This window comes from Blautia aquisgranensis, assembly GCF_040096615.1.
Taxonomy (GTDB): domain Bacteria; phylum Bacillota; class Clostridia; order Lachnospirales; family Lachnospiraceae; genus Blautia_A; species Blautia_A aquisgranensis.
Map to the genome: position 1 here is coordinate 1 of NZ_JBBMEJ010000010.1, position 26,222 is coordinate 26,222.

General features: G+C 39.5%; 29 protein-coding genes and 2 pseudogenes. 5 read left to right on the forward strand and 26 right to left on the reverse strand.

Annotated elements, in window-relative coordinates:
* Nucleotides 1–61 precede the first annotated feature (61 nt).
* The 3 genes from WMO28_RS09290 to WMO28_RS09300 are packed head-to-tail and all read right to left on the reverse strand — an operon-like array spanning nt 62 to nt 1,966.
* Entirely contained in the window at nt 62–1,090 is a 1,029-nt protein-coding gene (locus WMO28_RS09290) for a sensor histidine kinase (RefSeq protein ID WP_349056769.1), read from the reverse strand.
* A gap of 8 nt (nt 1,091–1,098) precedes the next feature.
* Nucleotides 1,099–1,785 carry a response regulator transcription factor gene (locus WMO28_RS09295; RefSeq protein WP_349056770.1) on the reverse strand — a complete coding sequence of 229 codons (687 nt, stop codon included), beginning with the start codon at nt 1,783–1,785 and terminating at the stop codon, nt 1,099–1,101.
* Entirely contained in the window at nt 1,778–1,966 is a 189-nt protein-coding gene (locus WMO28_RS09300) for a helix-turn-helix domain-containing protein (RefSeq protein ID WP_014080203.1), read from the reverse strand. The genes WMO28_RS09295 and WMO28_RS09300 overlap by 8 nt, the downstream gene beginning before the upstream one ends.
* Nucleotides 1,967–2,130: 164 nt before the next feature.
* Between WMO28_RS09300 and WMO28_RS09305 the strand changes: the two genes are divergently transcribed.
* On the forward strand, nt 2,131–2,487 hold the full coding sequence (locus WMO28_RS09305) for a helix-turn-helix transcriptional regulator (protein WP_349056771.1): 357 nt from the start codon (nt 2,131–2,133) through the stop codon (nt 2,485–2,487).
* A 99-nt stretch (nt 2,488–2,586) separates the two neighbouring features.
* Here the strand turns inward: WMO28_RS09305 and WMO28_RS09310 are convergent, their stop codons facing one another.
* From WMO28_RS09310 to WMO28_RS09375, 14 genes and pseudogenes are all read right to left on the reverse strand, one after another.
* Nucleotides 2,587–2,925: a zinc-finger-containing protein gene (locus WMO28_RS09310; RefSeq protein ID WP_349056772.1), complete on the reverse strand. Its 339-nt coding sequence runs from the start codon at nt 2,923–2,925 to the stop codon at nt 2,587–2,589.
* A gap of 91 nt (nt 2,926–3,016) precedes the next feature.
* Nucleotides 3,017–3,979, reverse strand: coding sequence for a S1 RNA-binding domain-containing protein (locus WMO28_RS09315; RefSeq protein ID WP_349056773.1), 963 nt, complete (start codon nt 3,977–3,979; stop codon nt 3,017–3,019).
* A gap of 338 nt (nt 3,980–4,317) precedes the next feature.
* Nucleotides 4,318–4,608, reverse strand: coding sequence for a type II toxin-antitoxin system YafQ family toxin (locus WMO28_RS09320; protein WP_118252846.1), 291 nt, complete (start codon nt 4,606–4,608; stop codon nt 4,318–4,320).
* Nucleotides 4,605–4,883: a type II toxin-antitoxin system RelB/DinJ family antitoxin gene (locus WMO28_RS09325; protein ID WP_349056774.1), complete on the reverse strand. Its 279-nt coding sequence runs from the start codon at nt 4,881–4,883 to the stop codon at nt 4,605–4,607. Before WMO28_RS09325 ends, WMO28_RS09320 begins: the two co-directional genes overlap by 4 nt.
* A gap of 436 nt (nt 4,884–5,319) precedes the next feature.
* Entirely contained in the window at nt 5,320–5,520 is a 201-nt protein-coding gene (locus WMO28_RS09330) for a helix-turn-helix domain-containing protein (protein ID WP_148462122.1), read from the reverse strand.
* Nucleotides 5,513–5,956, reverse strand: a pseudogene (locus WMO28_RS09335) (RNA polymerase sigma factor). Before WMO28_RS09335 ends, WMO28_RS09330 begins: the two are co-directional and overlap by 8 nt.
* Nucleotides 5,957–6,113: 157 nt before the next feature.
* Complete coding sequence (locus WMO28_RS09340; RefSeq protein WP_161284356.1) at nt 6,114–6,746, reverse strand: ABC-2 transporter permease; 633 nt, start codon at nt 6,744–6,746, stop codon at nt 6,114–6,116.
* On the reverse strand, nt 6,727–7,542 hold the full coding sequence (locus tag WMO28_RS09345; protein WP_294414585.1) for an ABC transporter ATP-binding protein: 816 nt from the start codon (nt 7,540–7,542) through the stop codon (nt 6,727–6,729). Before WMO28_RS09345 ends, WMO28_RS09340 begins: the two co-directional genes overlap by 20 nt.
* 80 nt (nt 7,543–7,622) lie before the next feature.
* Nucleotides 7,623–7,994 (reverse strand): GntR family transcriptional regulator, encoded by a 372-nt coding sequence (locus WMO28_RS09350; RefSeq protein WP_055066322.1) that lies wholly within the window; start codon nt 7,992–7,994, stop codon nt 7,623–7,625.
* A 228-nt stretch (nt 7,995–8,222) separates the two neighbouring features.
* Nucleotides 8,223–8,408 carry a hypothetical protein gene (locus tag WMO28_RS09355; protein ID WP_349056775.1) on the reverse strand — a complete coding sequence of 62 codons (186 nt, stop codon included), beginning with the start codon at nt 8,406–8,408 and terminating at the stop codon, nt 8,223–8,225.
* A gap of 173 nt (nt 8,409–8,581) precedes the next feature.
* A complete protein-coding gene (locus WMO28_RS09360; protein WP_349056776.1) occupies nt 8,582–10,675 on the reverse strand; it encodes a two-component system response regulator in 2,094 nt (697 codons plus the stop codon).
* Between the two features lie 302 nt (nt 10,676–10,977).
* Nucleotides 10,978–11,352 carry a hypothetical protein gene (locus WMO28_RS09365; protein ID WP_349056777.1) on the reverse strand — a complete coding sequence of 125 codons (375 nt, stop codon included), beginning with the start codon at nt 11,350–11,352 and terminating at the stop codon, nt 10,978–10,980.
* A 228-nt stretch (nt 11,353–11,580) separates the two neighbouring features.
* Nucleotides 11,581–11,835, reverse strand: coding sequence for a hypothetical protein (locus WMO28_RS09370; RefSeq protein WP_349056779.1), 255 nt, complete (start codon nt 11,833–11,835; stop codon nt 11,581–11,583).
* 522 nt (nt 11,836–12,357) lie between these two features.
* Nucleotides 12,358–12,603: pseudogene (locus tag WMO28_RS09375) on the reverse strand (hypothetical protein); the annotation flags it as partial.
* A gap of 173 nt (nt 12,604–12,776) precedes the next feature.
* On the opposite strand from WMO28_RS09375, the gene WMO28_RS09380 reads away from it, so the two are divergent.
* From WMO28_RS09380 to WMO28_RS09395, 4 genes are all read left to right on the forward strand, one after another.
* Entirely contained in the window at nt 12,777–13,442 is a 666-nt protein-coding gene (locus WMO28_RS09380; protein WP_349056780.1) for a response regulator transcription factor, read from the forward strand.
* A complete protein-coding gene (locus WMO28_RS09385) occupies nt 13,426–14,877 on the forward strand; it encodes a sensor histidine kinase (RefSeq protein WP_349056781.1) in 1,452 nt (483 codons plus the stop codon). The genes WMO28_RS09380 and WMO28_RS09385 overlap by 17 nt, the downstream gene beginning before the upstream one ends.
* Nucleotides 14,878–14,974: 97 nt before the next feature.
* Nucleotides 14,975–15,505: a hypothetical protein gene (locus WMO28_RS09390; RefSeq protein WP_118071963.1), complete on the forward strand. Its 531-nt coding sequence runs from the start codon at nt 14,975–14,977 to the stop codon at nt 15,503–15,505.
* A gap of 199 nt (nt 15,506–15,704) precedes the next feature.
* A complete protein-coding gene (locus tag WMO28_RS09395; RefSeq protein WP_435376241.1) occupies nt 15,705–15,953 on the forward strand; it encodes a hypothetical protein in 249 nt (82 codons plus the stop codon).
* On the opposite strand, the gene WMO28_RS09400 is transcribed toward WMO28_RS09395, so the two are convergent.
* The 9 genes from WMO28_RS09400 to WMO28_RS09440 form a co-directional block, all read right to left on the reverse strand.
* Nucleotides 15,942–16,649 (reverse strand): hypothetical protein, encoded by a 708-nt coding sequence (locus tag WMO28_RS09400; RefSeq protein ID WP_242982004.1) that lies wholly within the window; start codon nt 16,647–16,649, stop codon nt 15,942–15,944. The two genes, WMO28_RS09395 and WMO28_RS09400, sit on opposite strands and share 12 nt — an antisense overlap.
* The gene (locus tag WMO28_RS09405; protein WP_349056782.1) at nt 16,646–17,956 is read right to left on the reverse strand and encodes a COG1361 family protein; all 1,311 of its coding nucleotides are present in this window, start codon (nt 17,954–17,956) and stop codon (nt 16,646–16,648) included. The genes WMO28_RS09400 and WMO28_RS09405 overlap by 4 nt, the downstream gene beginning before the upstream one ends.
* Nucleotides 17,957–17,958: 2 nt before the next feature.
* Complete coding sequence (locus tag WMO28_RS09410; RefSeq protein WP_167515474.1) at nt 17,959–18,606, reverse strand: ATP-binding cassette domain-containing protein; 648 nt, start codon at nt 18,604–18,606, stop codon at nt 17,959–17,961.
* A gap of 46 nt (nt 18,607–18,652) precedes the next feature.
* Nucleotides 18,653–19,381: an ABC transporter permease gene (locus WMO28_RS09415; RefSeq protein ID WP_349056783.1), complete on the reverse strand. Its 729-nt coding sequence runs from the start codon at nt 19,379–19,381 to the stop codon at nt 18,653–18,655.
* Between the two features lie 18 nt (nt 19,382–19,399).
* Nucleotides 19,400–20,173 carry a hypothetical protein gene (locus tag WMO28_RS09420; RefSeq protein ID WP_227574037.1) on the reverse strand — a complete coding sequence of 258 codons (774 nt, stop codon included), beginning with the start codon at nt 20,171–20,173 and terminating at the stop codon, nt 19,400–19,402.
* 118 nt (nt 20,174–20,291) lie between these two features.
* A complete protein-coding gene (locus WMO28_RS09425) occupies nt 20,292–21,776 on the reverse strand; it encodes a DUF6034 family protein (RefSeq protein ID WP_349056784.1) in 1,485 nt (494 codons plus the stop codon).
* 99 nt (nt 21,777–21,875) lie between these two features.
* Complete coding sequence (locus WMO28_RS09430; RefSeq protein ID WP_349056785.1) at nt 21,876–23,012, reverse strand: sensor histidine kinase; 1,137 nt, start codon at nt 23,010–23,012, stop codon at nt 21,876–21,878.
* A gap of 281 nt (nt 23,013–23,293) precedes the next feature.
* Nucleotides 23,294–23,959, reverse strand: coding sequence for a response regulator transcription factor (locus WMO28_RS09435; RefSeq protein WP_349056786.1), 666 nt, complete (start codon nt 23,957–23,959; stop codon nt 23,294–23,296).
* Nucleotides 23,960–24,258: 299 nt separating this feature from the next.
* Entirely contained in the window at nt 24,259–26,145 is a 1,887-nt protein-coding gene (locus WMO28_RS09440; RefSeq protein ID WP_349056788.1) for a beta-N-acetylhexosaminidase, read from the reverse strand.
* Between the last annotated feature and the right edge of the window lie 77 nt (nt 26,146–26,222).

Genomic DNA, 26,222 nt, shown 5'->3' on the forward strand with positions numbered 1-26,222 from the left:
GCATGTTTCTATTGTACCATGCTTATGTGTATTTGGAATTTCTCATTTTGGCTTGTACTATTTATATTCTAGCAACATTCATTATAAAACTCGTTCCAATTCCTAATTCACTTTCCACTTCTATTAGGCCCCCATGAGCTTCGATAATCGCTTTTGCCAACGGCAGACCAAGCCCGATCCCCTGTGTATCCTTTGAAAAACGGCTGCGATAAAACCTTTTGAAGATATGGTGTAAATCTTCTGGATGAATTCCGCACCCGTTATCCTTTATTGTGATTTGAACAGCGGAGGGTAGTGCCGTCCATTTGATGTAAATGGTATCGCCCTTTCCTGTATGGTCAAGTGCATTTTTTACAATATTGCCAATCGCTTCGCCCAACCAATCACGGTCACAGAAAAGAGAAATATCATCTGCACCAGATAATACAATCTCTTTCTGTTCCTGCTTGGCACGATATGCAAAGTGTAGCTCCAAATCCTGCATCATATCCGCTACATTTTCTATTTTCTTTTCAAATGCAATAGAACCAGCGTCCAACTTTGTGATTTTGAGAAGGTTTTGCACCAGCACTTCAATACGGTCCAACTCCTGCTCGGACAGATTAGCAAATTCTTTCACAGATGACACTTCTATATCCTCGTCCTGAAGCAGTCCGTTATAAATGTTCAGAGCCGCCAGTGGTGTTTTCAGTTGGTGTGAAATGTCGGAGATTGTATTTTTCAAAAACTCTTTCTCTCGTAACTCGTTATCTGCATGGGCATTTAACACTGCCGCTAAAGAATTGATGGAATGAAACAGTCGGTACAATTCGCCCTCATTGTCACATTCAATACGGGCATTGCGATCACCATCAAGATACGCATTGATTTGTAATATCGCCTGCTCCATGATCTGATTTTGTCGATTAAAATATACAAAGCAGACTGCCCATACAGCACCGCCAGCCAATAGAAAAAGGATTAGCAATAACAGAGAAAGCCGGCGATATGACAGCCATAGAAAAACCTCGGCTAAGAGAAATGTAACCCCAAAAACCAGTGAAAGCGAAAGAAATAGATTTTTGATTTCTTTATTTGCCAGTATCTTCATTCTGCACCTCACCCGATAATATTCCATTTATATCCCATACCTCGAACAGTCAGGAGCATTTGTGGTTCACTTGGATTATCCTCGATCTTCATACGAAGCCGACGCATATAGACCGTAAGGGTACTACTGTCGATATAATTCCCGTCGCAATCCCATAGCTTATCTAAAATTTGTCCCTTTGTCAGCACCATGCTTGGGTTTCTCATAAACAGGCACAGTAGCTTGTATTCCGCGGCAGTCAAATCCAACAGCTCCCCATTTTTGAAAACCTGTCCTTGCAGCAAAAGAACTTTGATGCCATTCGAATGCAATTCTGTGTCTGCTGCTTGAAAAGAATTTGCACGTCGAAGTAAGGCGTTAATCCTTGACACGAGAACCCCCAGTTTGAACGGTTTTGTGATATAGTCATCACCTCCAATATCCAGCCCCATAATAATACTTGTTTCCTCATCCGAAGCCGTCAGAAAAGTAATTGGCACCTTTGATGTAAGTCGAACTCTTTTGCAAAATTCAAAGCCAGACCCATCTGGCAGAGATACGTCCAACACCAACAAATCATATTTTCCGTCTGTCCACAATTCCTTCGCTTCTTTGAGCGTTCTGGCGATATTTAATTCAAATCCCTGCTTTTTGAAAGCAAAAGAAAGCCCGTTAATCAGGCTTAGATCATCTTCAAGAAGTAATATATTACTCATACTTTTCTGCCTTTCCTTGTTTTGTTCGACCATCAATCGGCTTTTCCGCATCCTTTGGAATTAGCCAGATAGTTGCCATCTTCACAGCGCCGGGGATACGCCCAGCAGCGCAATAGTAATTAACTCTACGAGGTGTCACGCCCCATTTTTCGGCGGCCTCTTTTAGTGTCATATAATCCATTCTGCACCTCCACAGAGTACATTATAGTTCTTTGTCTCGAACAATACAAGTTTATCACCAATCGTAGCTCTATAAAATCGGCATAATCATACTGATTGTTAGGTATAATAAGGTCATTCAATCATATAAACCGGAACGATACAATATTATTGAGGTGAACGATTATGCCGATTGATGATTTGACTGCTTTGGGGCAAAAAATGCGGGAAGCCCGAAAGAAAAAAGACCTGACACAGCAGGAGCTTGCGGATCTGAGCCATGTTTCTGTAAAGCAAATCGCCAATATCGAAAAGGGGAAAATGAATCCTTCTTATTTAATTTTAAGAGCATTGGCAAAGGTTCTACACATCTTTTTAGATACGCTTATAAATCCAGATGTTTCTCTGGAGGATGAGTGTGTCAATCAGATGAAAATGCTTTATTCCAGCTGTCCGCCAGAAATGCGCGATACCCTGCTGCATCACACCCAGGAAACTACGAAAGAACTGACAGAGTTATCCAAAAAATTCGAAACGAATTGAACCAATGAGTAAAGTTTAGCCTTTCCTCCTTGTCATTTTCACTCTTTCTAATCTCTGCTTCTGATCGGTTTTCTTTCATAACTTGTTATCCATACATCATCATTTCCAGGAGTTTTGATTCAAACGGTTCTGAAGCCAGATATATGTGCTGTGTTTGGTCATATAACCATTTTTCCAGATTGCATCCAAAGCTCTGTGTGCTTCGATACGCTTATTACGCAGATTGCTGTCAGCCATGGTTCCCATAGGACGCATACTCTTTTTGTGTACCCCAATGTATGAATCACAGGAAGGATAGCCGCTGCATACATACAGGTATTTTTCCGGATCCAGGTTGTTATCCCCATAGACATAGGCTGCAGGCCTAAGTACCCCGGGTCTTTTGCAATATGGACAGTACAAGGTTTCCCTCATCTGTTTTTTCTTCTTTTTTGCCATCTGACGTCACTCCTTTCCATCTTTATCTCCGATGTTAAAGAATTCTCTTCTTCTGTGTCAACAGAATTCTTTGAAAATCATAAAAACATTTTCAGGAAGCTCTTTTGATAAGCCTTGTGATAATGCCTTCTGCCACTTCATAGTTGTCGTTGATGCGGGTCACCACAAATCCGATCTTATCTTTCTTTCCCGGAAGTGCGGACATATTGCAGGAATGTGCCACGGCATTGACTCCGATATCAAGGCGGATAAAATAGGTTCCCTTATAGACTTCCGTAATGATCCCTGTATATTTTCCCTGTTTATGGCATTTCCGGAGGTTATCTTTATTGATATTGGCTGTCGGACTCTTTGCATCCACTTCTATAATGATCTGGTCAACAGAGCTTGCTTCCACCTTATTGACCATGACCAGCACCAGATCACCTACCTGGAATTTTTCTCCGGCATCTACCATCCACTCCCAGGCCATGTCTCTGGCCCGGACAGATACTTCTACACCAAAGACTTCCAGGCGGACTGCTTTGGGAGCTACCGCGATCACCCTTGCTTCTACGATCCTGTCTTCATAGAGCATTGGTTTTTCTGTATCTTCCCCAAGGTAAAAAGTCTGCCTCTTTTTAAGCATTGCATCTTTTCTGGATGCTACAACACTCCGGCTCTTGTTATCCAGATCTTTGATGATGAAATCAATGTCACAGCCGAGCATGTTGTTAGCAATACGGACCTGACGGTTTAAGGTATCCGCGTTTTCACGCCCGTCTCCCTGAAGGTTGATCATCATTTCATTCATTGGGATAATGATCCGGAAACCATTAAAGTATGTAACAGCAACCATCCATCCACTCTCCAGTTTTTCAATGCCCCCAAGCTGGCCCGTCAGGATCTTTCTGGTACGATGTGCATTCAAAAGCTGATGCCATCTGGCTTCTTCCTGTTCCTCCATGCTTTCAACCTGCGCGTCTACATCGATTGTCAAAACACCATCGTAGACTGCACGCGGAACATCTTTTTCCTCGTTTCCCGCCAAAACTGTTTTTTTGGTATCCTCCATATACTTCCTCCTGTTCTTATTTATTTTTGTCTTCTCTGCTCCATCCAGAAAACTCCTTTTCCTCCGGTACTCAGGAAAGACAAAAGAAGACACAAAAAAAGCAGCCCGTTTAAAGCTGCTTTCTTCATGCCTTCTTTTTACAGATACCATTCTATAATACATGGAATTCTATGTCAATATTACCTCGATTGCAATAGTGTCGCATATTGATTCCTTTTATCGAAGCGGTAAGGGCTACCGCGTTTTGGCGTACCACTATCAAGGTCGTCGCGTTTCACGACACCCTTTTGCATACAGAAAAACCGCCGTACAGGTTTCCCCATACGGCGGCAGAATGTTTATTTGCCGAACAAGTCGCTGTGTGTACCGGTGCGGGCCAGCGTCAGCACCAGAACATCATCCTCTATGCGGTAGACAAGCAGCCAGTCCGGGAGAATATGACATTCCCGATGACCTGCCCAATCGCCGGACAGATCATGGTCGCGGTTCTTATCTGGCAGCGGTTCGCCCATTGCCAGCATTGCTACGACCTGCTCCAGCAGCTCGATCTTCAAGCCACGCTTTATGGCTCGTTTGTAGTCTTTTTTGAAACTGGTCGTGTACTTGACGGTATATTTGGTTTCTTTCATCTTTTCAGGTCAGCAAACAACTCGTCAAGGTCATTGAAGCCCTTTACAGACGGGTCTTTTGCAATCCTTTCCGCTTCCAGCATGGCAGCAACCGTTTCTTTGTTCGGCTGTTCCAGCCTTATTTCAAAGGGAATGCCGCCTTCACGAAGCGACTGGCGCACAAAGATGTTAAACGCCGTAGTCAGGTTCATGCCAAGTTCAGTAAACAGTGCGTCCGCCTGCGCTTTCAAATCTGCGTCCATGCGGATACTGATGTTTGTGGTATTTCTAGCCATACGATCAACCCCTTTCTGCTGGCAATTATAGTATATGCCATTTGCACGAAGAAAACAATACTTTGCACGAATATTTAACAATAAATTTATTCAATGAGGTTAGCTGCACTATGAAGCCTGTATAACAGAAGGATTTGGTGGTGATAATAATTGCCTGATTCCTGTGGCCTTTTAGTTATTTGTAGTCCCTTCCTGCCCGCCTCATAGCAAGCTCCATCTCATATATATTTGTTTCATTGTAGAGTTTTTCTTTTTGCCCGCCAAGCTTAATTGTCCGCAAATAAGATAACCGGGTATTTTGCGTATTTTTGATATAAGTAGATTTTATATAGCAATTCTCAGGATTCACAGTCGTATAAAGCAGAGCATCGTTTTCAAGGATTTCCAATGGGCGTAAGTTATGTGATGTAAAGATCAATTGTCCTTTAGCTTTATGCTATCGGTCAAGCCGAAACTTAAACAGGCTTTCAATCAGCTTTGTTCTGATGTAGTCCTCCATATCAGAGTTATAATAACCGTTCATCTTAGAGAAATAGCGGATATATCCGGTGTAACGGTCAAGGACGGCTTTTACCGCTTCCGGGTCGCCCTCATGTGCCTCTATAATCGTGTCATAGGGGAGAAGCCGGTTACTCATGGGACAACACCTCCATTTCCTCCTTCAGCCGCTTCAAGGCAAGCTGGATATGCCGCCCGATTGTGCTGCGTGTCCAGCCGCTTTGTTCTCCGATTTCTTTCTGCGTCAAGTGCTGGAAGTAATACAAAAAGATTTCCTCCTGCGTCTGTTCCGGCAGCCGGGCAAGAGCCGCTGCAAGGGAACGGCTGTCTAAAAGTATCGTCTGCCCCCGGACAGAGAACAGATAAGTTTCGCCATAGTCCGGCACTTAGAAATACTCGTCTGTGGTGCTTAGCGGGACAAACTTTTCTTCGGTCAAATATTCAAGGGAGATTTCCCGTTTCCACCTTGCCGCCAACATACGGGCAGCGTCAAAGGACGCATGACGAATAACAATCCGACAATAGGTATCATGGGTATAGCGGATATGTTCTTGATAGGCTTCCTGTTCGGTCATGGAAACTCCCCCTTTCTTCGACGTCAGCACTTTTTGCTGTCGCCCCTTGATTACCCACCAGCAGGGACAGACGGGGCTGTCAACGGTGGGCACCGCCCATTCACTTGCCGTTGACTGGCTCGGCTGGGTTTGATATTTTTGAATGGTAATTGCAGATTTAATTCTTGCGACTATATCCAATGGTGCTTATTATGAGGGAAATTCCAAAAATCAAAATTGCCGCTATCCCTGTGATTAGCACATATGAATGAACAGAATTTACCATAGTAGCCATTCCCGGCCCATCTTCAAAATATTTTACAAAGTAAAACATTGGAATTACCACAATCAATCCCATAGTTTGCGCAGAACGAAAACCAAACCAATAAGTTAATGGCAAGCAAATTCCTGTCCATAATAATGGGATAATAATTGCTGCTGCAATCGAAAATAACCAGATAAGCATATCAAAGTTTTGAAAAATTATGCTGGATAAACTATTGAACGCAATGCTTCCCAAAATGCTGATTGCAACAGTATATATTACGGAAACATATTTACTTGCAACAACAGTAAAATTGCTTATCGGCATAGCTAATTGATATTTTTTCCAGCTTGCCTTTTCATCACTTGCGAAACTCATAATATTTTGCATACCGATTGTCATGGCAAACATAACGGAAGCAAATAAGCCAGCATAAATTCCAGCATTGAAAATAAGCAGAACAATAGCTGCTGCTGCAATCAGAATAAGTTTCTTATCAATACTCTTGAAGAAAATGGATATGTCTTTATATATCAATCCTCGCATGATGTACCTCCTTTACATAGAAAAGCATAATATCTTCTAATGTGGCATTATCCACAATGATGTTTTTGTATTTTCGTTTGAATGCATCTTTGTCATGAACAAGACACTCCACGCTCATATTTGTAGTTCGGTGTATGATATAATCATCAGCGGAAAGCTGTGCAAATTTTTCTTTTCCGCACTTTGCCACGCCATAATTATAAACAAGATTATCTTTCTGTTCCTCGAAAATGATTTTTCCCTGATGAATTAAAATCACATAGTCTGCAATTTTTTGTATGTCCGAAGTGATATGCGATGAAAAGAAGATAGAGCAATCTTCATCTTGGATAAATTCCAAAAATAGGTCTAACACTTCATCACGCACAACGGGGTCAAGACCCGTTGTCGCTTCGTCTAAAATCAACAGTTTAGGTCTATGTGCCATAGCGCAGATAATGGAAAGTTTCATCTTCATTCCTTTTGAAAAAGCACCAATCATTTTCTTGGTTGGGATTTTGAATTTTTTCAAGTATTGCAAAAAGAGGTTACTATCCCATGTCTTATAAATGCCTTTCAAGATTTTTTCAATATCTGTGGCTGTAAACACATCATGAAAATTACATTCATCAAAAACAACGCCAATATTTTCTTTGACTGTTGGAATTGTGTGGTCTATTCCAAAGACCTGTATCTGTCCGCTATCTTTGTTTAGTTCATTTAATATCAGATTGATAGTAGTGCTTTTTCCTGCACCATTCTCGCCAATAAAGCCTACAATCCTACCTTTTGGGACTTTGAACGAAACATTGTCCAAAGAAAATCCCTAGAAAATCCCTCAAATTGCTTGCATAAATTCTGCACCAAAATGTTATTATCCATGCCTGTCACCTCTCGTTACTCCTCGTAAAATAGTTTTAGGATATTCGTCATTTGCTCAAGACTAATGCCATGCGCCCGACCAATTTCTGCGACTTTTTGCAAAAGTTCTTCAGCAATTCGTAACTGTTCCTCTTGAATAAATTCCCTATTCTGTGATGCTACAAAACTGCCTTTTCCAGATACAGTTTCTATAAATCCATCTCTCGTTAAATCTTCATATGCTCTCTGAACGGTAATAACACTGATATGTAAATCTTTTGCTAAAGCTCTCATAGAAGGGAGGGCTTCGCCAGCAGATAATGTGCCGTCCATAATAAAACTTTTTACTTGCATACAGATTTGTTCGTAAATAGGCTTATCACTGCTATTACTTATGATAATCTCCACTTTCTCACCTCGCCATGTGTACTTATCGTAATAAGCGTACTTATTCGATAAGCACAGTATAGGCAATTTGTGTGAACCTGTCAAGAGAAAAGATGTAAATACATTCGGAAAAGTGAGTGGCTGTCTATCAAATAAAGGCAAAAAAATAGAACGTATAGATTATTTCCATACGCTCTATCTCACATTTCATATTAGACTTTGAATTCTACAAACTTGAATTGACATAACTCACTTAGATTGCTTATGCCAAGCATATAAGTAGATAGCAAGGAACACTCCCGCAAAGCAACTAATGATTATGCCTGCAATCAAAGCAGGATAATAACTTGTAATCACTCCTGTATCTGCTGTTATGATGAAGATAATACCAATAACGAATGCTATAACATAGATAATGGACATAAATTTTTTCATAAAATCACCTCCTCGTCAACTCCAGATTTGTTACTCACATGACATTTCATTGAAATGATAACGGACAACATAGACTTGTTATGGATATCTTATCTTAACAAACAGTTTCAATTTTCCGTAAAACCTCTTATCTACTTTTACTTTTTGTATATCGTCTTTTCGGTGTCTCTTTGCTAGAGTTTCTTGTGGTTATCGCTTTTTCTTACATATTCTATAAACTGAGCTTCTGGCATTGGTCGTGCATAATAAAATCCCTGTATCTCATCGCACTTGATTTTTCGTAATACATCCAGTTGTTCTGTTGTTTCAACACCTTCAGCAAGTACCCTCATATTTAGGGCTTTTGATAATTTTATTATATGATCCACAAGAATTTTCACTCTCGTCTCACATACGTGATCGATCAGACACTTATCTATCTTGAGAACACTAAATGGCAGTCTGCTTATGCTTTCCATTGAAGAATACCCGGATCCAAAGTCATCTATGTGCAATTTGAATCCTGCTTGTAATAAACGCTCTGCTACTGTTACAACCTTTTGTCCATATACAGATGCTGATTCTGTAATCTCTAAAGGAACACACGTTACCGGAATATCATATTCTCTTACAATTTCGGTGTATTGCTCTACAACTCCTTCGCAAAGAATACTGGACCTTGAAAGATTTACTGACACGGACAACAATTTTTTTGATTCATCAAGTATCCTTTTTTGTAATCTACACACCTGTCGAAAAACATAAGCATCTAATTTTTGAATCTGTCCATTTTTTTCATATATCGGAATAAAGTTTTCAGGAGATATCATGGAGCCATCCGTTCTTTGCCACCTAACCAAAGCTTCCGCACCGATTACTTTTTCTGTGACTACATCTATCTTTGGTTGATAATAAATTATAAACTCCTTATTTTTCAAAGCATCTGTAAAATCGTTTTCTATCATTTGATTATAAAGTCTCTTCTGCGCCAGTTCATCTGTATAATACGCATAGTCATGATTATAATCTTCCATAACTGTTTCTGCCGCCATAGATGCATAATCACATATGGTAGCTATTGAAAGATTCTTATCTATATTTTTGTAAATACCATATTTAATCTTTATTCCTTTAATCGGAGCATTCTCTACAAACTCATTAATAACATTGTCCATTCTCCGATGATCCAGCTCACAATCATCACTTAATAAGCAGAGAAAAGATGCTTTTTCTTTTTTAGCTAATAACCCATATTTAAAATTTTTGTTATATACCGAAGCCATATAGCACAGTAATTCGTTTGCTTTTTTCCTTCCATAAATGCTAATAATCAATTCGAAGTCTTTAATTCTTCCTACTATCACATGCATTTTTTTATCGGGTTTAAATTGCATAATTCTCCTGGAATAATGAAAAAAAGCCTGCTCCGTATATAAACCTGTCAACGAATCTTTCTCTATTTCTCTGAGCGACACCGAGGACTCTCTCAATTTAATTACATTTTCCAGTCTCTTTCTAATCAGTTCTGCATTATAAGGCTTTCGTATATAATCAGTCGCACCTAAATTCAGGCATATTACTTCTGTTTTTGGTGTATCATTTGCTGTCATTACAATAATCGGTATTAAAGAAAGGAAGGTGTCCTCTTGCACTTTTCTCAGAAAATCGAATCCACTCAATACAGGTATCTGAAAATTTATCAGAACTAGTGCCAAGTCTTTATGATTCTCTTCCAGTAATCTCAAACCGATTTTTCCATCACATGCTGTAATTATTTCATATCGATCTTCAAGCAGAGAAATTAAAAATTTCAGATTGGAGACATCATTTTCCACGATTAATATTTTTCTTTTCTCACCGGTGCTGCTCAAGTTCATAATGCCTAACTCATCTAATCTTATATCTGAATCCTCACTTGCAAACGCAAACACTATTTTTTTGAATGTATCTGCATTTCCAATTCTTGCACATTTCATACGATAACGCAAAATATCATTACCATTTTTTATCCTGTAATGTATTGTGAACTGTGAGACCAGTTGCAGTTGTTTGCATATATTATTAAAATCCGTAGCAACCAGCATTTTATTTCTGTCTTCTTCAAATACATTGGTCTCTATATACTTTTGTATTACGGTTTCATATGTTTTCTTCTCGTTCATTAATTCATCTAACTCTGTGTTTTCATTTAGATGTCTATAAATCTGAATGTACTGATCTTGACGATTTACGCAATATATACTACTAAACTCATTCCCCAAAATGTTAATAATATCCGTAATCAGCATTTTTCCCCTTCCCCTTAACCTTCATTTACATATCATTTTATCGTAATCCCTTGATCTTTTTCAAAGATACTTTCGCTGTTGTTCCAAAGTTTCCATGTCTCTCTTTCTTTAAAATACAACGAAAAGTGAATCCTTATGTACTTGAAGAATCTGAAATACGATTCCTCCCTGTAAATACCAATCTGTTCCACAAAGCAATTAAAATTTATTCTTCTCAGTGGTCTTAATATATAGTTTATCAAAATATAGAAGAAATGGATATATATTTTCTTTTAATATTTTTCTAAAAAAGCTTTATTTTATCACTCTCCAGTCACCGGACGCATCATGGAAAGCAGCTCCTTCCGGTAATGATCGGCCTTTTCCTGATTGCCCTGTTCTTTCCGTACCATCTTTGTGATTCCCGGATACTGTCCTGGGAAGCTTTGCAGCATGATACCATCTCCATAGATCAGGTAAACATCTCCGTATGTCATATCTTCCTCTGTCAGCTTCTTTCCATTCTCATCCGTAAGCTTATCCGGTATCGTTCCGGAGAAAATCGTGTCCGTGTCCAGATCCGCAAAATACCAGCTGTTATCATCTATATGAAAATACACTGCTGTCATCGGCTTTTCCCCGCATCCCGCCAGACAGAACATAACAAGTACCGCCAGCATCACGATCCATTTTTTCATTATTCCACCTCCTAGTCTCTGTCAGTATTTGATTATTTCGACTTCACACCGTGCTAGCACCATGAAAAACATTAATATTACTGACTTCTACAATGTTTTTTATCTGGCACTACCATTAGTGGGAGATTTTTAATATAGATTTAATTGATCGTTGGAAGTACTTCCATAACCTGATCAATCACTTCCACAATTCTCTGTATATCCATATTTTCTTTTACATCAGAACTATCATTCACGTTCAAACCATCTTACCAGTCCTGGACAATAGATACTGCCGGGATATTCACTAATATATTCTTTTACATTCTGTATTGCATCAGAATTTATTGGACGCGGTTCAGAAGTGATTTCATCGATGATCTGTTCAATATTCTGTTCCAAAGGCTCTATTATTGTACCGTTCTGGGTAACACTCTCCGCCATTGTCTGAATTGGTGCTATTAATGATATAACCATAATTAAGGCAATTGTAATTTTTTTCATTTGTGAGCTCCCTCATTTTACCAAGTATTAATCAGTATCTTTTATCCAATAACTTTCCATGCAGAACCATAGGCTACAACGAAAGCCTTTTTCCATACCATAAGCATTATCATGTGATATACTTCTGCCATTTAAATCTCAGATTTTGAAAAAGGAATAGACATTGATAAATTTACTTAGTTCCATTCTGGGCTATGCACGGAACATTACAACCACATGATCAAAAAGCAGTAAATCTGATATTCAAATGTACATTGTGATCCTTTTTTTAACAAAATAAGCTTTTTTATCATTTATGTTATCAACTGATACTATTATACCATGAACTGCATCACCAACCAAGTGTTCTTTTTTGCTTTTACAGCGTTCGTACAGTGCTTTTACAATTCATTGCACATCTGTAAAGGAAAGAGACTTCTTGCTATATATTATGTTAAATTCCTGAAAGTATTTTCTTTGCTTTCTCCAGGTTATTTTTTCCATTTATTTTTGGATATACTTTACTGATTTCAGAAGGCTCTCCTATTTCTCTGCAGAGATCCTGTGCCTGGGAAATGGGTAGGTAGATTTTCCTAGAATCTCCGTTTCTCTGGCTTTCTTAATGCCTCCGGCTGTGGCTTCTATCACGACAAATTCTTTTTCATTCATAGAGTTTAAAAGGACATCAATGTGCTGGCAGCAGTAACTTTCGCTGTTCTGCCTGTCAGGATAAAAGAACTGGTCTACGGAAATGTCCAGCAAGGTGACGATTTGGTAAAAGGTATTCAGGTTTGATTATGAGGACGATACGCAGTTTTATGTTTTAGTAGTATTTTATCTACATACTCGATGACAACATTGATAGATTGAAAGAATGGCGGTAAAATAAATGCGGATAAAATTTGAGACTCCATAATAGATACATATTTCTCTGCTATACTTAAAAAGTTGGAGGTGGAACAATGCAGAAGATTTTAATTGTCGAAGATGATATTGACATTCAGGATATATTAAAGAACCATCTGATTGATGCGGGATATGAAGTCGCTGTTGCTTCTGACGGTGTGGCGGGCATTGCAATGTTTGGGGATACCATCGACCTTGTGCTGTTAGACATCATGCTCCCTAAAATCGACGGCTATGGTGTATGTGAGGTCATTCGTAAGCGGTCACAAGTCCCTATTATTATGCTTACTGCGCTTTCGGATGAAGAAAACCAGTTGCGGGGTTTTGAACAGCAGATTGACGATTACATTCCAAAGCCCTTTTCGCCCAAAATCCTACTGTGCAAGATTGCGGCTATTCTTCGCCGTAGGACTGTGGGAAATCAAAATCAATCCCTGCTTACTTATAAAGAGCTGAGTATGGACGTTGACGGATTCCATGTATATCAAGGCGGAAACGAAGTTGTTTTAACCAGCAAAGAGTTTGCTCTTCTTAGGCTTATGCTTGAAAATCAGGGAAAGGTCTTTACTCGGCAAATGCTACTTGACCGATTGTGGGCGGCCGATTTGGAGGTCGAAGATCGGATCGTTGACAGTCACATAAAGAACATTCGCAAAAAATTAAATGCTGACTATATAAAAACAATCAGAGGAGTGGGATACAGAATTGATAAGGAAAATTAAAACGAGCCTAACGGCAAAGCTCTTTTTAGCGACAACGGTTCTTTTGATTTTGGTATGTTTGCTTTCTGTTTTCAGTATGGCGAGATATATTCCCCAAACATATAGCAATCGTCTTAGCGCAGAATTGCAAAAGCAAGCAAATGATTTAGTGCCAGTATTGGAACAGGCTGATTCCTTAGAGGAATGTTATTCCCTTGTTCAGCAATTTGCCGCACAGACGAAAGCAACTGCCTATATTGAAGATGGGCATGGAGATATTTTATATTCAAGCGATGAATTGACGATAACAACGGACAAGGATTCTGTTGCTACAATTCAAGAACATTCTGATAGCGGAATCGTCACAGATGACGAGCTGCTGACAGAGGCCGGTTATGTGTTCAGCCTGTTAGGGCAGGACTATACTCTTTATGTGCAAAGTGATACGGTGTCCGTCAATCAGGCAACAGAAGCGATTTGGCAAACCGTTCCGCTGGTTATATTGGGAATTTTCTTCATGTCCATCTTGTTTTCCGTCATTTACTCACGCTATATAACAAAACCGATTATTGAATTAAGCAGTACATCGCAAAAAATGGCCCAGCTCGATTTTGAGCCGCACGGAAATTCTAACCGTTCAGACGAGATAGGAATACTCGCAGACAGCTTGAATACTTTGTCAGATAATTTACAGCACACATTGGCAGAACTGAAAAAAAGCAATTCCGAGTTAGAGGCCGAAATATCAAAAGAACGAAAACTTGAAAAAAAGCAACAAGAATTTTTCTCGGCGGCATCACATGAACTAAAAACGCCTTTGACAATTCTGAAAGGCCATTTAATGGGGATGCTCAATAAGGTCAAAGGATATGAAAATCAAGAGGCGTATATGGAGCGTTCACTGGCCGTTGTCGAAAAAATGGAAACATTAGTGAAAGAACTGCTCTATGTATCTAAAACAGACGGAAAGCAGAGATCGGAATATAAGACGATTGACTTTGCGGAGCTTCTCCGGGTACAAATAGCTGATGTGACCGATTTGCTGTCTGAAAAAGAAATCTCCCTTTCTGTGGATATTCCTGACAAAATCCTGTGTGAAGCAGACCCGGCGCAGATGGAACGAGCCATTCAAAATGTTTTGGTAAATGCCATTCGCTATTCACCGAATGGAGAGGCAATCTATATATCCTTGTTGAACGATAAAAATACCGTTTTCTGTAAAGTTGAAAATACAGGCGTCCATATTCCAGAGGAAATGATCCCCCATCTGTTTGAAGCGTTTTACAGAGCAGATACCTCCCGCAATCGTAATACCGGGGGCACTGGCTTAGGGCTTTATATCGTCCGCAAGATCATGGAGCTGCACCATGCAAAATACGGCATCAAGAATACAAGCAGAGGTGTGATGTTCTGGCTTGAAATGCCGCAAAAAAGAGGTGCTATCAACTCCATCTAAACTCCATATTCCTTGCAAACTATATCCAAATGATTTTGTTATCTTATAGCTGTCCTCAAAAGGACAGCTATAATTCTTGAAAGCGAGGTAAAACAAAATGGTAAAAGCTAAATTCGGAGCATTGGCTCTGACGGTATTGATGGGACTGGGGGCAGTGAGTCCCTTACATGGGGTCGCTGAGGCTCATGCGCTGAACGCACCTGCTGCCAATTCTGCACAACAGAAAACGGTCGTGTCCACAACGGATGATTCTGATGGCGTTATGAGCTACAAGGAGAGCGGAAAGACCTTTGTCAGCGAGGACAATGGCGCAAGCTGGGTGTCCGAAGAAGATTATAATAACAGCCATCCCGCAATCAGCTATGAGTGGTGGACTTATGACGAGTACAAGGAATGGCTGGAGCAGGAAAAGAAAAATCTTCAGGAAATGGCCGATGACCACACAATGGTTGAAACCAGCGAGGGATCTTTCGAGTGGACGCAGGAAATGACAGATCAGAGCATTGCTGAATATGAGCAGACACTGAAAGACATCAAGAACGGACTTCTCGTGTCAAAATCCGTGGATGGAGATACGGAGTGCATGACAACTTTCAGTCCTAATTGGGTAGGCAGCACTACCGATTAACAGCCTATCATATTGATTTAGAAACTGCCGCACGACGGCAAAAGAAAAAAAGCCGTCGTACAGCAGACAAATTGATACGCCCATTTAAAGCAGCGGCATTGATTTTCAGAGCCGCTGTACCAAACGGGCAAAAAGCAAGAACTGCCCGGGCTACGGAAAAATCCACAAAGAAGAATTTGAGCAATTCATTTTCTCTGCCATGCAGGAGAAGTTCAAAGACTTTCAGATACTCCACAGCAGGGAGGAAAAAGTCAATCCAAAACTGACCGCCTATCAAGTGGAGCTGGCACAGGTGGAAGCAGAAATTGAAAAGCTGCTGGATACGCTGACCAGGCCAATGCGACTTTGCTTGCCTATGGCAACAAAAAAATTTGAAGAACCGGACACCCGCCGCCAGACCATTTCGAAGGCGATCGCCGAATTGCTATATATTATGTTAAATTCCTGAAAGTATTTTCTTTGCGTTCTCCAGGTTATTCTTTCCATTTATTTTTAGATATACTTTACTGATTTCAGAAGGCTCTCCTATTTCTCTGCAGAGATCCTGTGCCTGGGAAATGGGGATGTAGATTTCGTTGCCTTCTATTACTACAGCGGCTTTACAGGGCATATATGAGGTTTGCGGTCCTCTTGCGGAATTGCTGGATAAGGTAGTAAGATCATCTGTGGCTTTGGAAGTATCTTTCTCTTTTTCATCCAGGGAATAAAAAATATTCAGGTTTTCACCCATCTCTAAAAATTTTTCCTGTTGTTTTTTTGAAATGGCATGATTATTATAGTCTTTCATATCCCGTAGGGAACCATTTCCCAGCAATAACAACGGCATCTTCCCCAGTTCATTCTGAGTTGGATTTTTTCCAAACGCATTCATATCAATTCCTGAAAAAGTCGTTGTTTCCGTATAATCTTCAATTTTGATGACAACCGGGACTTCTATGACTGGCCAGATTTCTTTTATACCTTTTATCTTCTTCGCTTTCTGCAAAAAATCTTCATCATAAGCCAGATCTCCAAGTGGGAGCAGCACAGTAAATTGCCGTTTTTCTTCTTTCATGCCTGCCAGCAGCATTCCTAATAATGTAAGTATCAATGCCAGCAGAAGTATGACTAATAAGGTAAAGCTGTCTATTTTTTTTCTTTTCAATGAGAATCCGCCTTTCTCACTTCTTCGAGAAGGATATTTTTCTTATGAAGCTTTCTGACCAGAATCAGGATTATGGAAATAAGCAGTACTGCAACAACTGCAGCTATGGAATACCACCAGTTATTGGTTTTCTCCTGGTCATCTTCAACCTTTAAAGACTTTATCTGGGTTTCTTTGATTTCAGAATCAAATTTTATTTCTTCCTCATATGATTTGCCATCTGCATCCTCATACGTAAGAATTAATTGTCCTGCACATTTTCCTGTTTTTCCTTTTACATATATGCGAAGACTTCCTTGGGATAAATCTCCGGCCTCTATGGTCCCTAAGAATGCAGTATCGTTTGAGCTTAATTCATCAGCCTTTAAGCTGACATTTGCATTGTATATTTTGTCTCTTCCTAGATTCATTGCTTTTACCGGGATCTCTACTGTATCCATAGTGTATAAAACAGATGGAATATCTGAAGCTTCCAGCTTAACACGAACCGGTTGGATGATCTGAAAAGACAGTAATTCTGTACCGGTAGTTGCCGTTGCTTTCGAATCTTCATAATCCAGAGAAAAAGTAATGACAGCCTGGCCAGGATCACAGTTTTCTGTTATAGTAATCATCTGTTCCAAAGTAATTGCTTCACCAGGAGCCAGGACTTGTACATAAAAAGAGTTTTTCTCAAATTCAATTCCTTTGTTCTCTGTAGAAAGGGAAATTTTTAAACCAAATACATTTTGACTGCAGCTTTTATTTCGAAATGTCAGCGACATTTCTGTTGTAGAACCAGCCTCCAATCGTCCACCTGAAAGATTGCTGTCTTCTAATAATACCTGCGGTTTATGTAATATTTTTTCACTTGATGAGTCTGATGTTGAATTACCTCCTCCCCCACCGCCCGAATACCCGTTGTCTATAACCGGATCTGTTATCTGCGGGGCGTCACCGTCTTCCGGATTATCACTGTCTATTACAACATGAAAAGGATTCGATTTAGAACCATCACCAAAGTCATCTCCTGATGTAAAAATATCCGGATCCGGATTTTCTTTATCGGTATCAGCTTTATCAGGAGTCTTTTCATCCTCTGCCGGAGGTTCGGTACTCGGAGGTTCGGTACTCGTAGAATCATCCTCTTTTTCATCAAGGGTTAACGAGTTGTCATTCTCATAAGATACGGACGGATCTGAGTCCGTAAATCCTTCTTCAGCAGATGTAATCTCCGTGTTTTGAGGCTCTGTGGCAAAAACGGTAGCTGGAAGAAATATTATTGTCGTACACAATACTAATGCCGTTTTTACAAATAAATTTCTCATTATCAGGCAGTCCTTTCTCTTAAGATTCCTCCATCCATTTCATATACGTGGTCACATAAGATTCTGATGTCCTCTTCATTATGGCTTGCCAGCAAAATGGTTTTTCCTGCTGCTTTTAAATCCAGCAGCAGTTCTCTTATTTCTTCCACGCCATGTTTATCCAGTCCATTAAACGGCTCATCCAGGATCAAAAACAGAGGATCTTCCATAATGGCCTGTGCAATACCAAGGCGTTGACGCATTCCAAGGGAATATTTTCCGACTGGTTTCTTCATGTCCGGATCCAATCCTACCCTTTTTAAGACTATGCGGATATCGGCCTTCGAAATCCGGCCATTCATGTCTGCCAGGATCTCCAGGTTTTTAAAGCCCGTATATTGTGTAAGAAAACCGGGAGTCTCGATAATAACTCCAAGACTTTCAGGAAAATCCACATCATGACCTATTTTTTTCCCGAATACAAAAATAGTGCCCGTAGTTACAGGAAGAAACCCACAGATGCATTTCATAAGAACGGTCTTCCCTGAACCGTTATTTCCAACAATCCCATAGACGTTCCCTGTTTTCAAGGAAAGATTTACTTCCTGTAACACGATGTCTTCACCGAAACGTTTGGTCACGTGTTCTATTTTTACGCAGGTGTTCTGCATCGTTCCACTTGCTCTTTCCAGATTACAGGCCAGACTAAATGTCTTTTCAGATTTCTTCCAATCTTCCATATAAAACACCTCCCAGAATTCCCAGCATTACTAATAAAAACAACAGTAGAAATAGCCAAACTCCTATTTTGTCCGGTCCCCAATTTTCATCAGCCAGTATCCATTCTACTGGATAAAACCATATCTGATTCTTAAAATAGCGGTCATGAAGGATAATTCCGAAATAAAAGCTTACAAAAGGGATTCCATATGCCATGTAAGCAGAATCCCATAAAATCCCGCAGCTTCCACCGAAAGTACTTATGATACTTCCGATAAGCCCTGTCCGAAATGCCTTCATGAATAAGTCCAGAAGTGCTTCTTTCTGAATAGCACCCTTTATCTCCAGCGGATAGAACACAATAAAATTGATAAAAAGTACCGTTAGTATAGATAACGTCCAGACCATAAAACCAGATACCATAATGGAAAAGACTTTACCTTCGATATACTGTCTGCGAGTCGTTCTGGGAAGTATCTCCTTTAAAAATCCACTTTTATATTCTTGCAGAATGGAATCACTCCATGGCAATACGGCTGCTACCGGAATGGCAAAAGATACTGCCTGACTTTTTAAGGAACCTTCCAGTATACTGATAAAAGTACCACATGTCAGTGCTTTTTTTAAGCTGGGATAAGTCTGTCCAATGGCGATGGAAATGCAGGCTATCAGCCATGCTGCCAGAAAATTCTTATTAAAAAACATACGTTTTGTTTCACCCCACATAGGTTTTCCCCCTTCCGATCATGTCTTTTCTCCAAGAAATTCAAAGGTATATTTTTTCATCCGGTTAATTGCAAAAACTGCAAGAAGAACTAAAATACCCAGAAAAAACATGTAGGAATGCGAGATTTTCGGAAGCAATGGGTCATAACCCAAGTTATGTTTTCCGTATACTGCCTGGTTCAGAGGACTGATCCAGCAGATTAATACATTTACCTGATACATTTCGTATTTTTCTTTATGTAAAATTGCAGCCAGTACTTTCGGGTCCAATAAAAAACCAAAGACACTGTAAAGAAGGCCAAAAATCATCCCCTTAGTCTTCCCTTTATAGAGATTTCCTACAAGGATTACAAAGCTTAAGGTCAGCGAATAACAAAACAGAAGGAAGAAAACCTGCAGCATACAGCCATAGGGTGAGATACTTTCCATGACCCTTACTGTAGAAGGGACCTGCAGGTTTTTTCCTAATTCTGAATAACCAAGCATGGCCGCAGTTTCGCTCCACAGGTTACCTGGATAACTCTTTTTCATACACAGCACGGCCGTAAACAGCAGCATCAAAACCGTATATAAAACAGTTACAAGAATAACATAAATGAATTGACCTAAAAGCCATTTCCTCTTGGTTGTCCGGGTCAGCTGGTATGGAGTAATAGGTGTCATCTTCGGCAGGTCAGAAAACATAAGAAGCAAGAGCAGCGAACTGGACAGTACTGCTATCCCATCCCCAAATGTCCAGATAAATGGTTCAATGGCCTGTACCGGTGTATCGTAGGTCTCCATTACAACCATGATTCTGCCTGTAAGCAGGAAACTAAGTACAAATTCTAACAGAAATATAAAAATAACTTTGGGATTGCGTAGAAATCCGAAGAAATTGTACCTTACAATTCCAAATACCTGTCTCATGTCAGTAACCCAGATTCCGGTCTATGATACTGCCATCCACGGCATTAATGGTAAGGAAACTTTCATTCGGATCTTTACTGGTATTTGATTCTGTTTCTCCGTTATATTCACTTTCTGAAGTCATGCTGCCGAAAAAATCCCAGACGGGGATCAGAATACCTGTGTGTGCGTCAGTAGACGGCTCATATATTCTGGCATAACCAAGAACGATCCGATCAATATTATAGACCCTGGAATTTTCATATTGCATATTATCAGCGTTTGTTACCACCATCATTTTTTCATAAATTTTCATAACCTCGCTGAACGAAAGAAGATTTAAATTCTCTGTCTTTATTTTACCGATTGTGTAGGGATTTGAATAAGTCATGCTTTCTATACCATCTTTATCGACATAGAAACAGAGACTTTCATAAGACCATGTTTCCATTGTGCTGTCCATATCTTCCAATGCCCCACCGTCTGCAATTGTCTGAGTGACCGGCACACCATTTATGGTACGTGCATAATCAATTCTATATCCATTTCCAAAATCACCTGAACTATTATCGTCTTCAAAACTTTTGCACACCGCGTAATTCCAGTTAGAAAACTGCAAATCTGTGATGCCCATTTTTTCAACTTTTTCCTTTACAAGTTTTTTTGCTTCATCCAGGGACAGCCCGATAGATTCTTCTGTGGGTTTTTCTTCCTCTTCAGAATATCCGTAATCACACCACATTGCATCCTCCGGTATTTTTTCCCCGCCCTTGTTTGCTACTTTCTTGATCTTGACTGACAAGGTATCGGAGCCAGTGTAAGATGTTTTATAATAGTATTGTGAATCGTCTGGCATTTGTGCAATACAATCGAAAGAATTTCCGGCAACAGGTTTTGCCTCTGTCAGGGTTTTCTTTTCCGGAGCAGTTTCGTATTCCTGTTCCCATGTCTCAATATCTTCATAGATATCATAGACATAATTCCCATCATCATCTGTTCCATAGTTATACGGATCCAGGTTTCCGGTTGCAACATCTTCTTTTAGTTCATCCAGAGTTTTTTTAATTTCATCCTTTGTCTTCACATAATAACTATCCATGGTATAAAGTTTTGCCTCTGAGAAGAATGCGTTTGTAATACGGTCTAGAAGCTCCTGGGTAACTTCTGCCGCGGTGACAGAAATAGCAGATATCTTTTCCACTTCCGGAATTTCTACGCCTGCATCTGTATTTACCACGAGCTTGGCACTGTCATCTTCCACATGGCTTTTATAATTTTGAGGAGCATCAATGAGATTCCTGATGGTTGTCTTTGACTCTGAACCGTCATCGTTCTTGCTTTCAGATGCTTCTCCTTTAGAACCGCTAACATCATCCGCTTCCGTATAAGCATCTACAGCCTTGCTCCCCTTCGGCTTTACCAAAGAAGAATCCGGGGTCTGTGCGCATCCTGTAAACATTCCAATACAAAGCACTATTCCTGCAAACTTTTTTATGTTTTTTCTCATTTCTGGTAATATCTCCTTTCTAAGGTTGTTATAAGTATATCATCGAGCATTACACCAAATCTTTCGCGATTTGTAACTGATATGTAAACGTTAGTGTGATTACCAGAAAACAGAGACGGTAGTTCCTTTTCCCGGATTGCTTTCAATCTTCAGTTGGAAATCGTGCAGTTCTATAATTTTCTGACATAAAGAAAGACCGAGCCCTACACTTCCTTTTGCCCTGGAACGAGATTTGTCTACCATATAAAATGGTTCCGTCACCATTTCCAGATCCTCTTTCGGTATTCCCTTTCCAAAATCCTGAACCATCAGATGGTCTGGGGTTGCCTCAAGCACAATTTTAGATTCTTTCCTGGAAGCTTTGACTGCATTATCAATTAGATTTGTCACTACACTTATCATTAAGTCCTGATCAAACTTCTTTACCAATTCTTTTGGTTCACAAAATACATCAAGAGAGATGTTTTTTTCTTGAAGCCTGCAATCAATAAGTTCTTTTACTTCTTTCAGGAAATTATCCACCTGTATTTCCACTGGATTGAATGAGTCTTCCGAAGCTTCGTAGAGTCCGGTTAATTCCAGCATTTTCATAGAAAGTCTTGACAGCCTGCGACATTCATTTTCAATATAAATCAGAGCCTTCTCCTGCCTTTCCGGGGTTAGGCGCACAGTAAGCAATGTATCTGCATAGCCTATGATTGCAGTCATTGGGGTCTTCAGCTCATGAGCCAGACTTCCAATAAGCTGTTTTTGTGTCCGGTTTATGTTAGAAAGACTTTCAATTTGTTCTTTTATTTTACCTGTCATAAAATTAAAGGTTGCACCTACCTGCGCAAGTTCTGTATTGCCCTCTGACGGTACTTTAAAATCATAAATACCTTCAGAAACAAGAAGCGTAGCTTCTCTTAGGCTTGTAAGCGGTGTTGTGATTTTTCGAAGGCTCAAATAAAGGATAATTCCCATCACCACGATCAAAGATAAAGTAAATCCACCCGTCTGAAAAAACAGCAGATGACTTTTTTCTATTACATCTGTTATATCTTTATAAGTAACAATCTGATATCCCATATTTACATTGCCATAGTAAAATAACAAAAGTGTCCTTCCATTTATCTGACTGATCATAGGGCCATGACCGTCACTGTTGATGCCATGATCCACCATGTTTGCCTTACTTTCACATAATTCTCTTAACTTTTTTACATCGAATTCATAAACAGTTCCATTATAGATCATTTTTCCATCAAGATATAAAACCGCGCTGTCATGAAAAACCTGCCGAAAAGCATAAGTAACTATTTGGGGGCGCATTTCGTTGTCGGCATTCTGTTTCTGATTGTCAGAAAGGCTTGTTTTATTTTCAAACTGTAAGATATTTGTTCTGAATATACTGCTTTCATAACTGTTGATATTCTGTATACTCTGATTTTTCCAACAATAAGTGGTATAGAGAAAGATCCCTGACGATACCAACAAAATGATACATGTAGTCTGAGAAAAGATCTTTATTAAGAGTTTCATAAATCCACCTCAAGTCTGTAACCGATTCTGGGAATTGTTTTAATCTTATCCTGCCAGCCAAGCTTTTTCCTGATACGACCCACATGTGCATCCACAGTTCTTGTTTCTCCGCAGAACTCTTCGTTCCACAGTTCCTGCAGAATCTGATTCCTGGTCAGTGCTTTATTCGGATTTTTGGCGAACACCATGAGGCAGTTATATTCCATTGGCTTTAAATAGATTTCCATGCCAATTTTTGTAACAGTACGACTAGCAGTATCAATGATGACATCACCAATTTGAATCTGTTCTTGTACAGTGCCATTACGTTCCAGTACTTTTTCAAGACGGACCATCACTTCCAGCATTTCAAATGGTTTTACAATATAATCTTCTGCACCGTCTTTTAATCCCTTTATCTTGCTCGCGATATCTCCCTTTGCGGTAAGAAATATTACGGGGATTTCATACTGCTTCAGTTTCGGTAACAGGCTATATCCGTCTCTTCCGGGAAGCATGATATCTACAAGTGCACACTGAAACGCATGATCTTGAATAATTGCTTCATATGCCTCATTTCCATCCAGATATCCCACTGTTTCATACCCTGCAATCTCCAAATTCATACATAGCAGGTCATTGATTGACATTTCGTCTTCTATCACAAGAATTCTTGCCTTCATAATTATTACCTCACATGTTTTTATAACTATCTTTTCACAGGTTAATTATACATTAAATTCTATAATGCAGTTGTAACTGATTTGTAACAACAAAAAAGGAAACCAAAACCATTCTGTGAGAATAGTTTTGATTTCCTGTATAAACCGTTATTTTCTGATCGTTTATAACGCTGGTGAGAACATTTATTATTATTTTTACTCCATTCCAGAATCATTCGAAAGAGAGACAATGCAAATACAAAAATTATTAAGAACACTAGAATTTTCATACGTAGCCTGATTCCTTTCATTTACCTTTATCAGATCGTGTCATTCAAATCACATCCACTGATGATGCGATTCCATAAATTCTCCCGCTTGTCCATTCCTTTGGTAAAATAGGGAAGTCTTTCCTCTTCCAGTTCTTCCAGACGAAGCACATTTCCGTTCAGATAATTGTCAATCCGGGATCCTGTACTTTTAAGCCTTGTAATCACGCCACCAATTTTTATATCCAGGATCTCATAACCAAATGGCTTTGCATCGTTCATCCAGATTTTTTCTCTTGATGATTTCATATCTGTCAGATTACAGATGATTCCAGGAATAACATTCTGACTGATATCTTTCAACGCTGCCCTATCCGATCTGTCATATGCTGATTTTATACACATGCCCAAATCGGCTTTATCAGCTAATACTGCCGCCAGTTTTTCATAAAATGAAAATAAAGGCTGATATTTTCCTGCTTTTTTTGCACATTCCTTCATACATTTCTGTATGTTTTGGTAGTAAGATTTTGTATTGACACCTGATTCTTTCACATGATAATCAAAAATGCCTAACATTGGATCCTGGTATAACAGATATTTTGAAGGATTTTGAGCCTCTTTATTCTCTTTCGCATTTAAGAATAAGGAATCAAAATTGTCAAGTGCCATAAAATCATCAAATTCTCCGCCTGTGCAGTTCCTGAACTCCTGCTTAAGGATTGTTTCGTCATAGTCTCTGTGAAAATCAAGGTGTGCAAAAAGTACAAGTCCCGGAAGCAAAGCATCCATCGGGGTTTCTGCACCATTATCCATCCATGCTGTACAGAGAACCTCTTTTATATTGTATTTTTTACAAGTAGAAAGAGCTGCTTTGGTACACGCATAGGTCTTAGAATAATTGGGGGAAATTCCGTTCCAAATCCAAGAACCTCCTGCAAAAATAACGTTATCCGAAAGCTGCGCATGGATATCCAGCATTTTTTCATAGGTTCTGGTATCATCATGATAATAGTCCCAATACACTAATCCTAAATCTTTTTTCGGTTTTTCCCATTTGGAGCAGTCCGTATTTTCGGGCAGATCATAGTATCCGCCTGTAGAATTTGCTGTAATGTACATGTCACTCCATATCATAGGCTTTAATTCTAATTTTCTGCAAATATCTACGACCCTGTTACAATGTTCCCTGATTATCAGTGACCCTTTTTTATATCCATTTTCTTTTAGATAATTTCCAAGTCCCAGCATGACAGCCTCATCCATTCCAAGATGTACCCTGCTAGTAGAAAAACTCTCTTTTACTGAGCGGAGCAGCTTTTCAATAAACTGATAAGTTTCCTCTTTTTCAGGCTGGAGAATGTCCGCAGAATCACGAATCTTATCCATTCCCGGCCACTTTAGCGCATTGTGCAGATGAGCCAGGGTCTGAATACACGGAACAAGCTCTACCCCAAACATGGAAGCGTAAGCATCCAGTTCTTTTATTTCGTCCTTGGTGTATTTTCCTCGATAAGCCCCAAAATAAGGCTGCCCCTCTACTTCATAGGTATCTTCTGTATAAAGCATGAGTACATTCATTCCAAGTTTTGCCAGTGTCTTGATCAGGAATTTCACCTTTTCAACTGTAAATACAGCATTTCTGGAACAATCCAGCATAAGACCGTTTCTTTCAAAGCAGACATGCTCTTGATATTGAAATTCATCCTCTTCCATATGATGTATGGCATAATTAAGTGCGCGGTAATAATGAGATATTTCCCGACAGATGATATGAATCTGGTTTTTTCTTTTATTGATCAATATTTCTGGTCTGTCCTGAAATTTAACAAACAATTCTATGTTTTGGTTGAAACCGTCATTTTCAGCCAGAAGTATTTCAGTACCTTTTTTAATAGTATTATATTCTTTCTTATCAGATGAAAAAACAATGTTCATACGTATTCCTCTTTCTTTAGGAATTCTGCTCTTCTCAACAAATCAATCTTTTTAGCAGAGCATCCCCTGTCAATGTT

Bases quoted from the DNA above. Each gene is read 5' to 3' on its own strand.
- WMO28_RS09290 (WP_349056769.1), bottom strand. From the start codon at position 1,090: ATGAAGATACTGGCAAATAAAGAAATCAAAAATCTATTTCTTTCGCTT.
- WMO28_RS09295 (WP_349056770.1), bottom strand. From the start codon at position 1,785: ATGAGTAATATATTACTTCTTGAAGATGATCTAAGCCTGATTAACGGG.
- WMO28_RS09300 (WP_014080203.1), bottom strand. From the start codon at position 1,966: ATGGATTATATGACACTAAAAGAGGCCGCCGAAAAATGGGGCGTGACA.
- WMO28_RS09305 (WP_349056771.1), top strand. From the start codon at position 2,131: ATGCCGATTGATGATTTGACTGCTTTGGGGCAAAAAATGCGGGAAGCC.
- WMO28_RS09310 (WP_349056772.1), bottom strand. From the start codon at position 2,925: ATGGCAAAAAAGAAGAAAAAACAGATGAGGGAAACCTTGTACTGTCCA.
- WMO28_RS09315 (WP_349056773.1), bottom strand. From the start codon at position 3,979: ATGGAGGATACCAAAAAAACAGTTTTGGCGGGAAACGAGGAAAAAGAT.
- WMO28_RS09320 (WP_118252846.1), bottom strand. From the start codon at position 4,608: ATGAAAGAAACCAAATATACCGTCAAGTACACGACCAGTTTCAAAAAA.
- WMO28_RS09325 (WP_349056774.1), bottom strand. From the start codon at position 4,883: ATGGCTAGAAATACCACAAACATCAGTATCCGCATGGACGCAGATTTG.
- WMO28_RS09330 (WP_148462122.1), bottom strand. From the start codon at position 5,520: ATGAGTAACCGGCTTCTCCCCTATGACACGATTATAGAGGCACATGAG.
- WMO28_RS09340 (WP_161284356.1), bottom strand. From the start codon at position 6,746: ATGCGAGGATTGATATATAAAGACATATCCATTTTCTTCAAGAGTATT.
- WMO28_RS09355 (WP_349056775.1), bottom strand. From the start codon at position 8,408: ATGAAAAAATTTATGTCCATTATCTATGTTATAGCATTCGTTATTGGT.
- WMO28_RS09360 (WP_349056776.1), bottom strand. From the start codon at position 10,675: ATGCTGATTACGGATATTATTAACATTTTGGGGAATGAGTTTAGTAGT.
- WMO28_RS09365 (WP_349056777.1), bottom strand. From the start codon at position 11,352: ATGAAAAAATGGATCGTGATGCTGGCGGTACTTGTTATGTTCTGTCTG.
- WMO28_RS09370 (WP_349056779.1), bottom strand. From the start codon at position 11,835: ATGAAAAAAATTACAATTGCCTTAATTATGGTTATATCATTAATAGCA.
- WMO28_RS09380 (WP_349056780.1), top strand. From the start codon at position 12,777: ATGCAGAAGATTTTAATTGTCGAAGATGATATTGACATTCAGGATATA.
- WMO28_RS09390 (WP_118071963.1), top strand. From the start codon at position 14,975: ATGGTAAAAGCTAAATTCGGAGCATTGGCTCTGACGGTATTGATGGGA.
- WMO28_RS09395 (WP_435376241.1), top strand. From the start codon at position 15,705: ATGCAGGAGAAGTTCAAAGACTTTCAGATACTCCACAGCAGGGAGGAA.
- WMO28_RS09405 (WP_349056782.1), bottom strand. From the start codon at position 17,956: ATGAGAAATTTATTTGTAAAAACGGCATTAGTATTGTGTACGACAATA.
- WMO28_RS09410 (WP_167515474.1), bottom strand. From the start codon at position 18,606: ATGCAGAACACCTGCGTAAAAATAGAACACGTGACCAAACGTTTCGGT.
- WMO28_RS09415 (WP_349056783.1), bottom strand. From the start codon at position 19,381: ATGTGGGGTGAAACAAAACGTATGTTTTTTAATAAGAATTTTCTGGCA.
- WMO28_RS09420 (WP_227574037.1), bottom strand. From the start codon at position 20,173: ATGGTTGTAATGGAGACCTACGATACACCGGTACAGGCCATTGAACCA.
- WMO28_RS09425 (WP_349056784.1), bottom strand. From the start codon at position 21,776: ATGAGAAAAAACATAAAAAAGTTTGCAGGAATAGTGCTTTGTATTGGA.
- WMO28_RS09430 (WP_349056785.1), bottom strand. From the start codon at position 23,012: ATGATCTATAATGGAACTGTTTATGAATTCGATGTAAAAAAGTTAAGA.
- WMO28_RS09435 (WP_349056786.1), bottom strand. From the start codon at position 23,959: ATGAAGGCAAGAATTCTTGTGATAGAAGACGAAATGTCAATCAATGAC.
- WMO28_RS09440 (WP_349056788.1), bottom strand. From the start codon at position 26,145: ATGAACATTGTTTTTTCATCTGATAAGAAAGAATATAATACTATTAAA.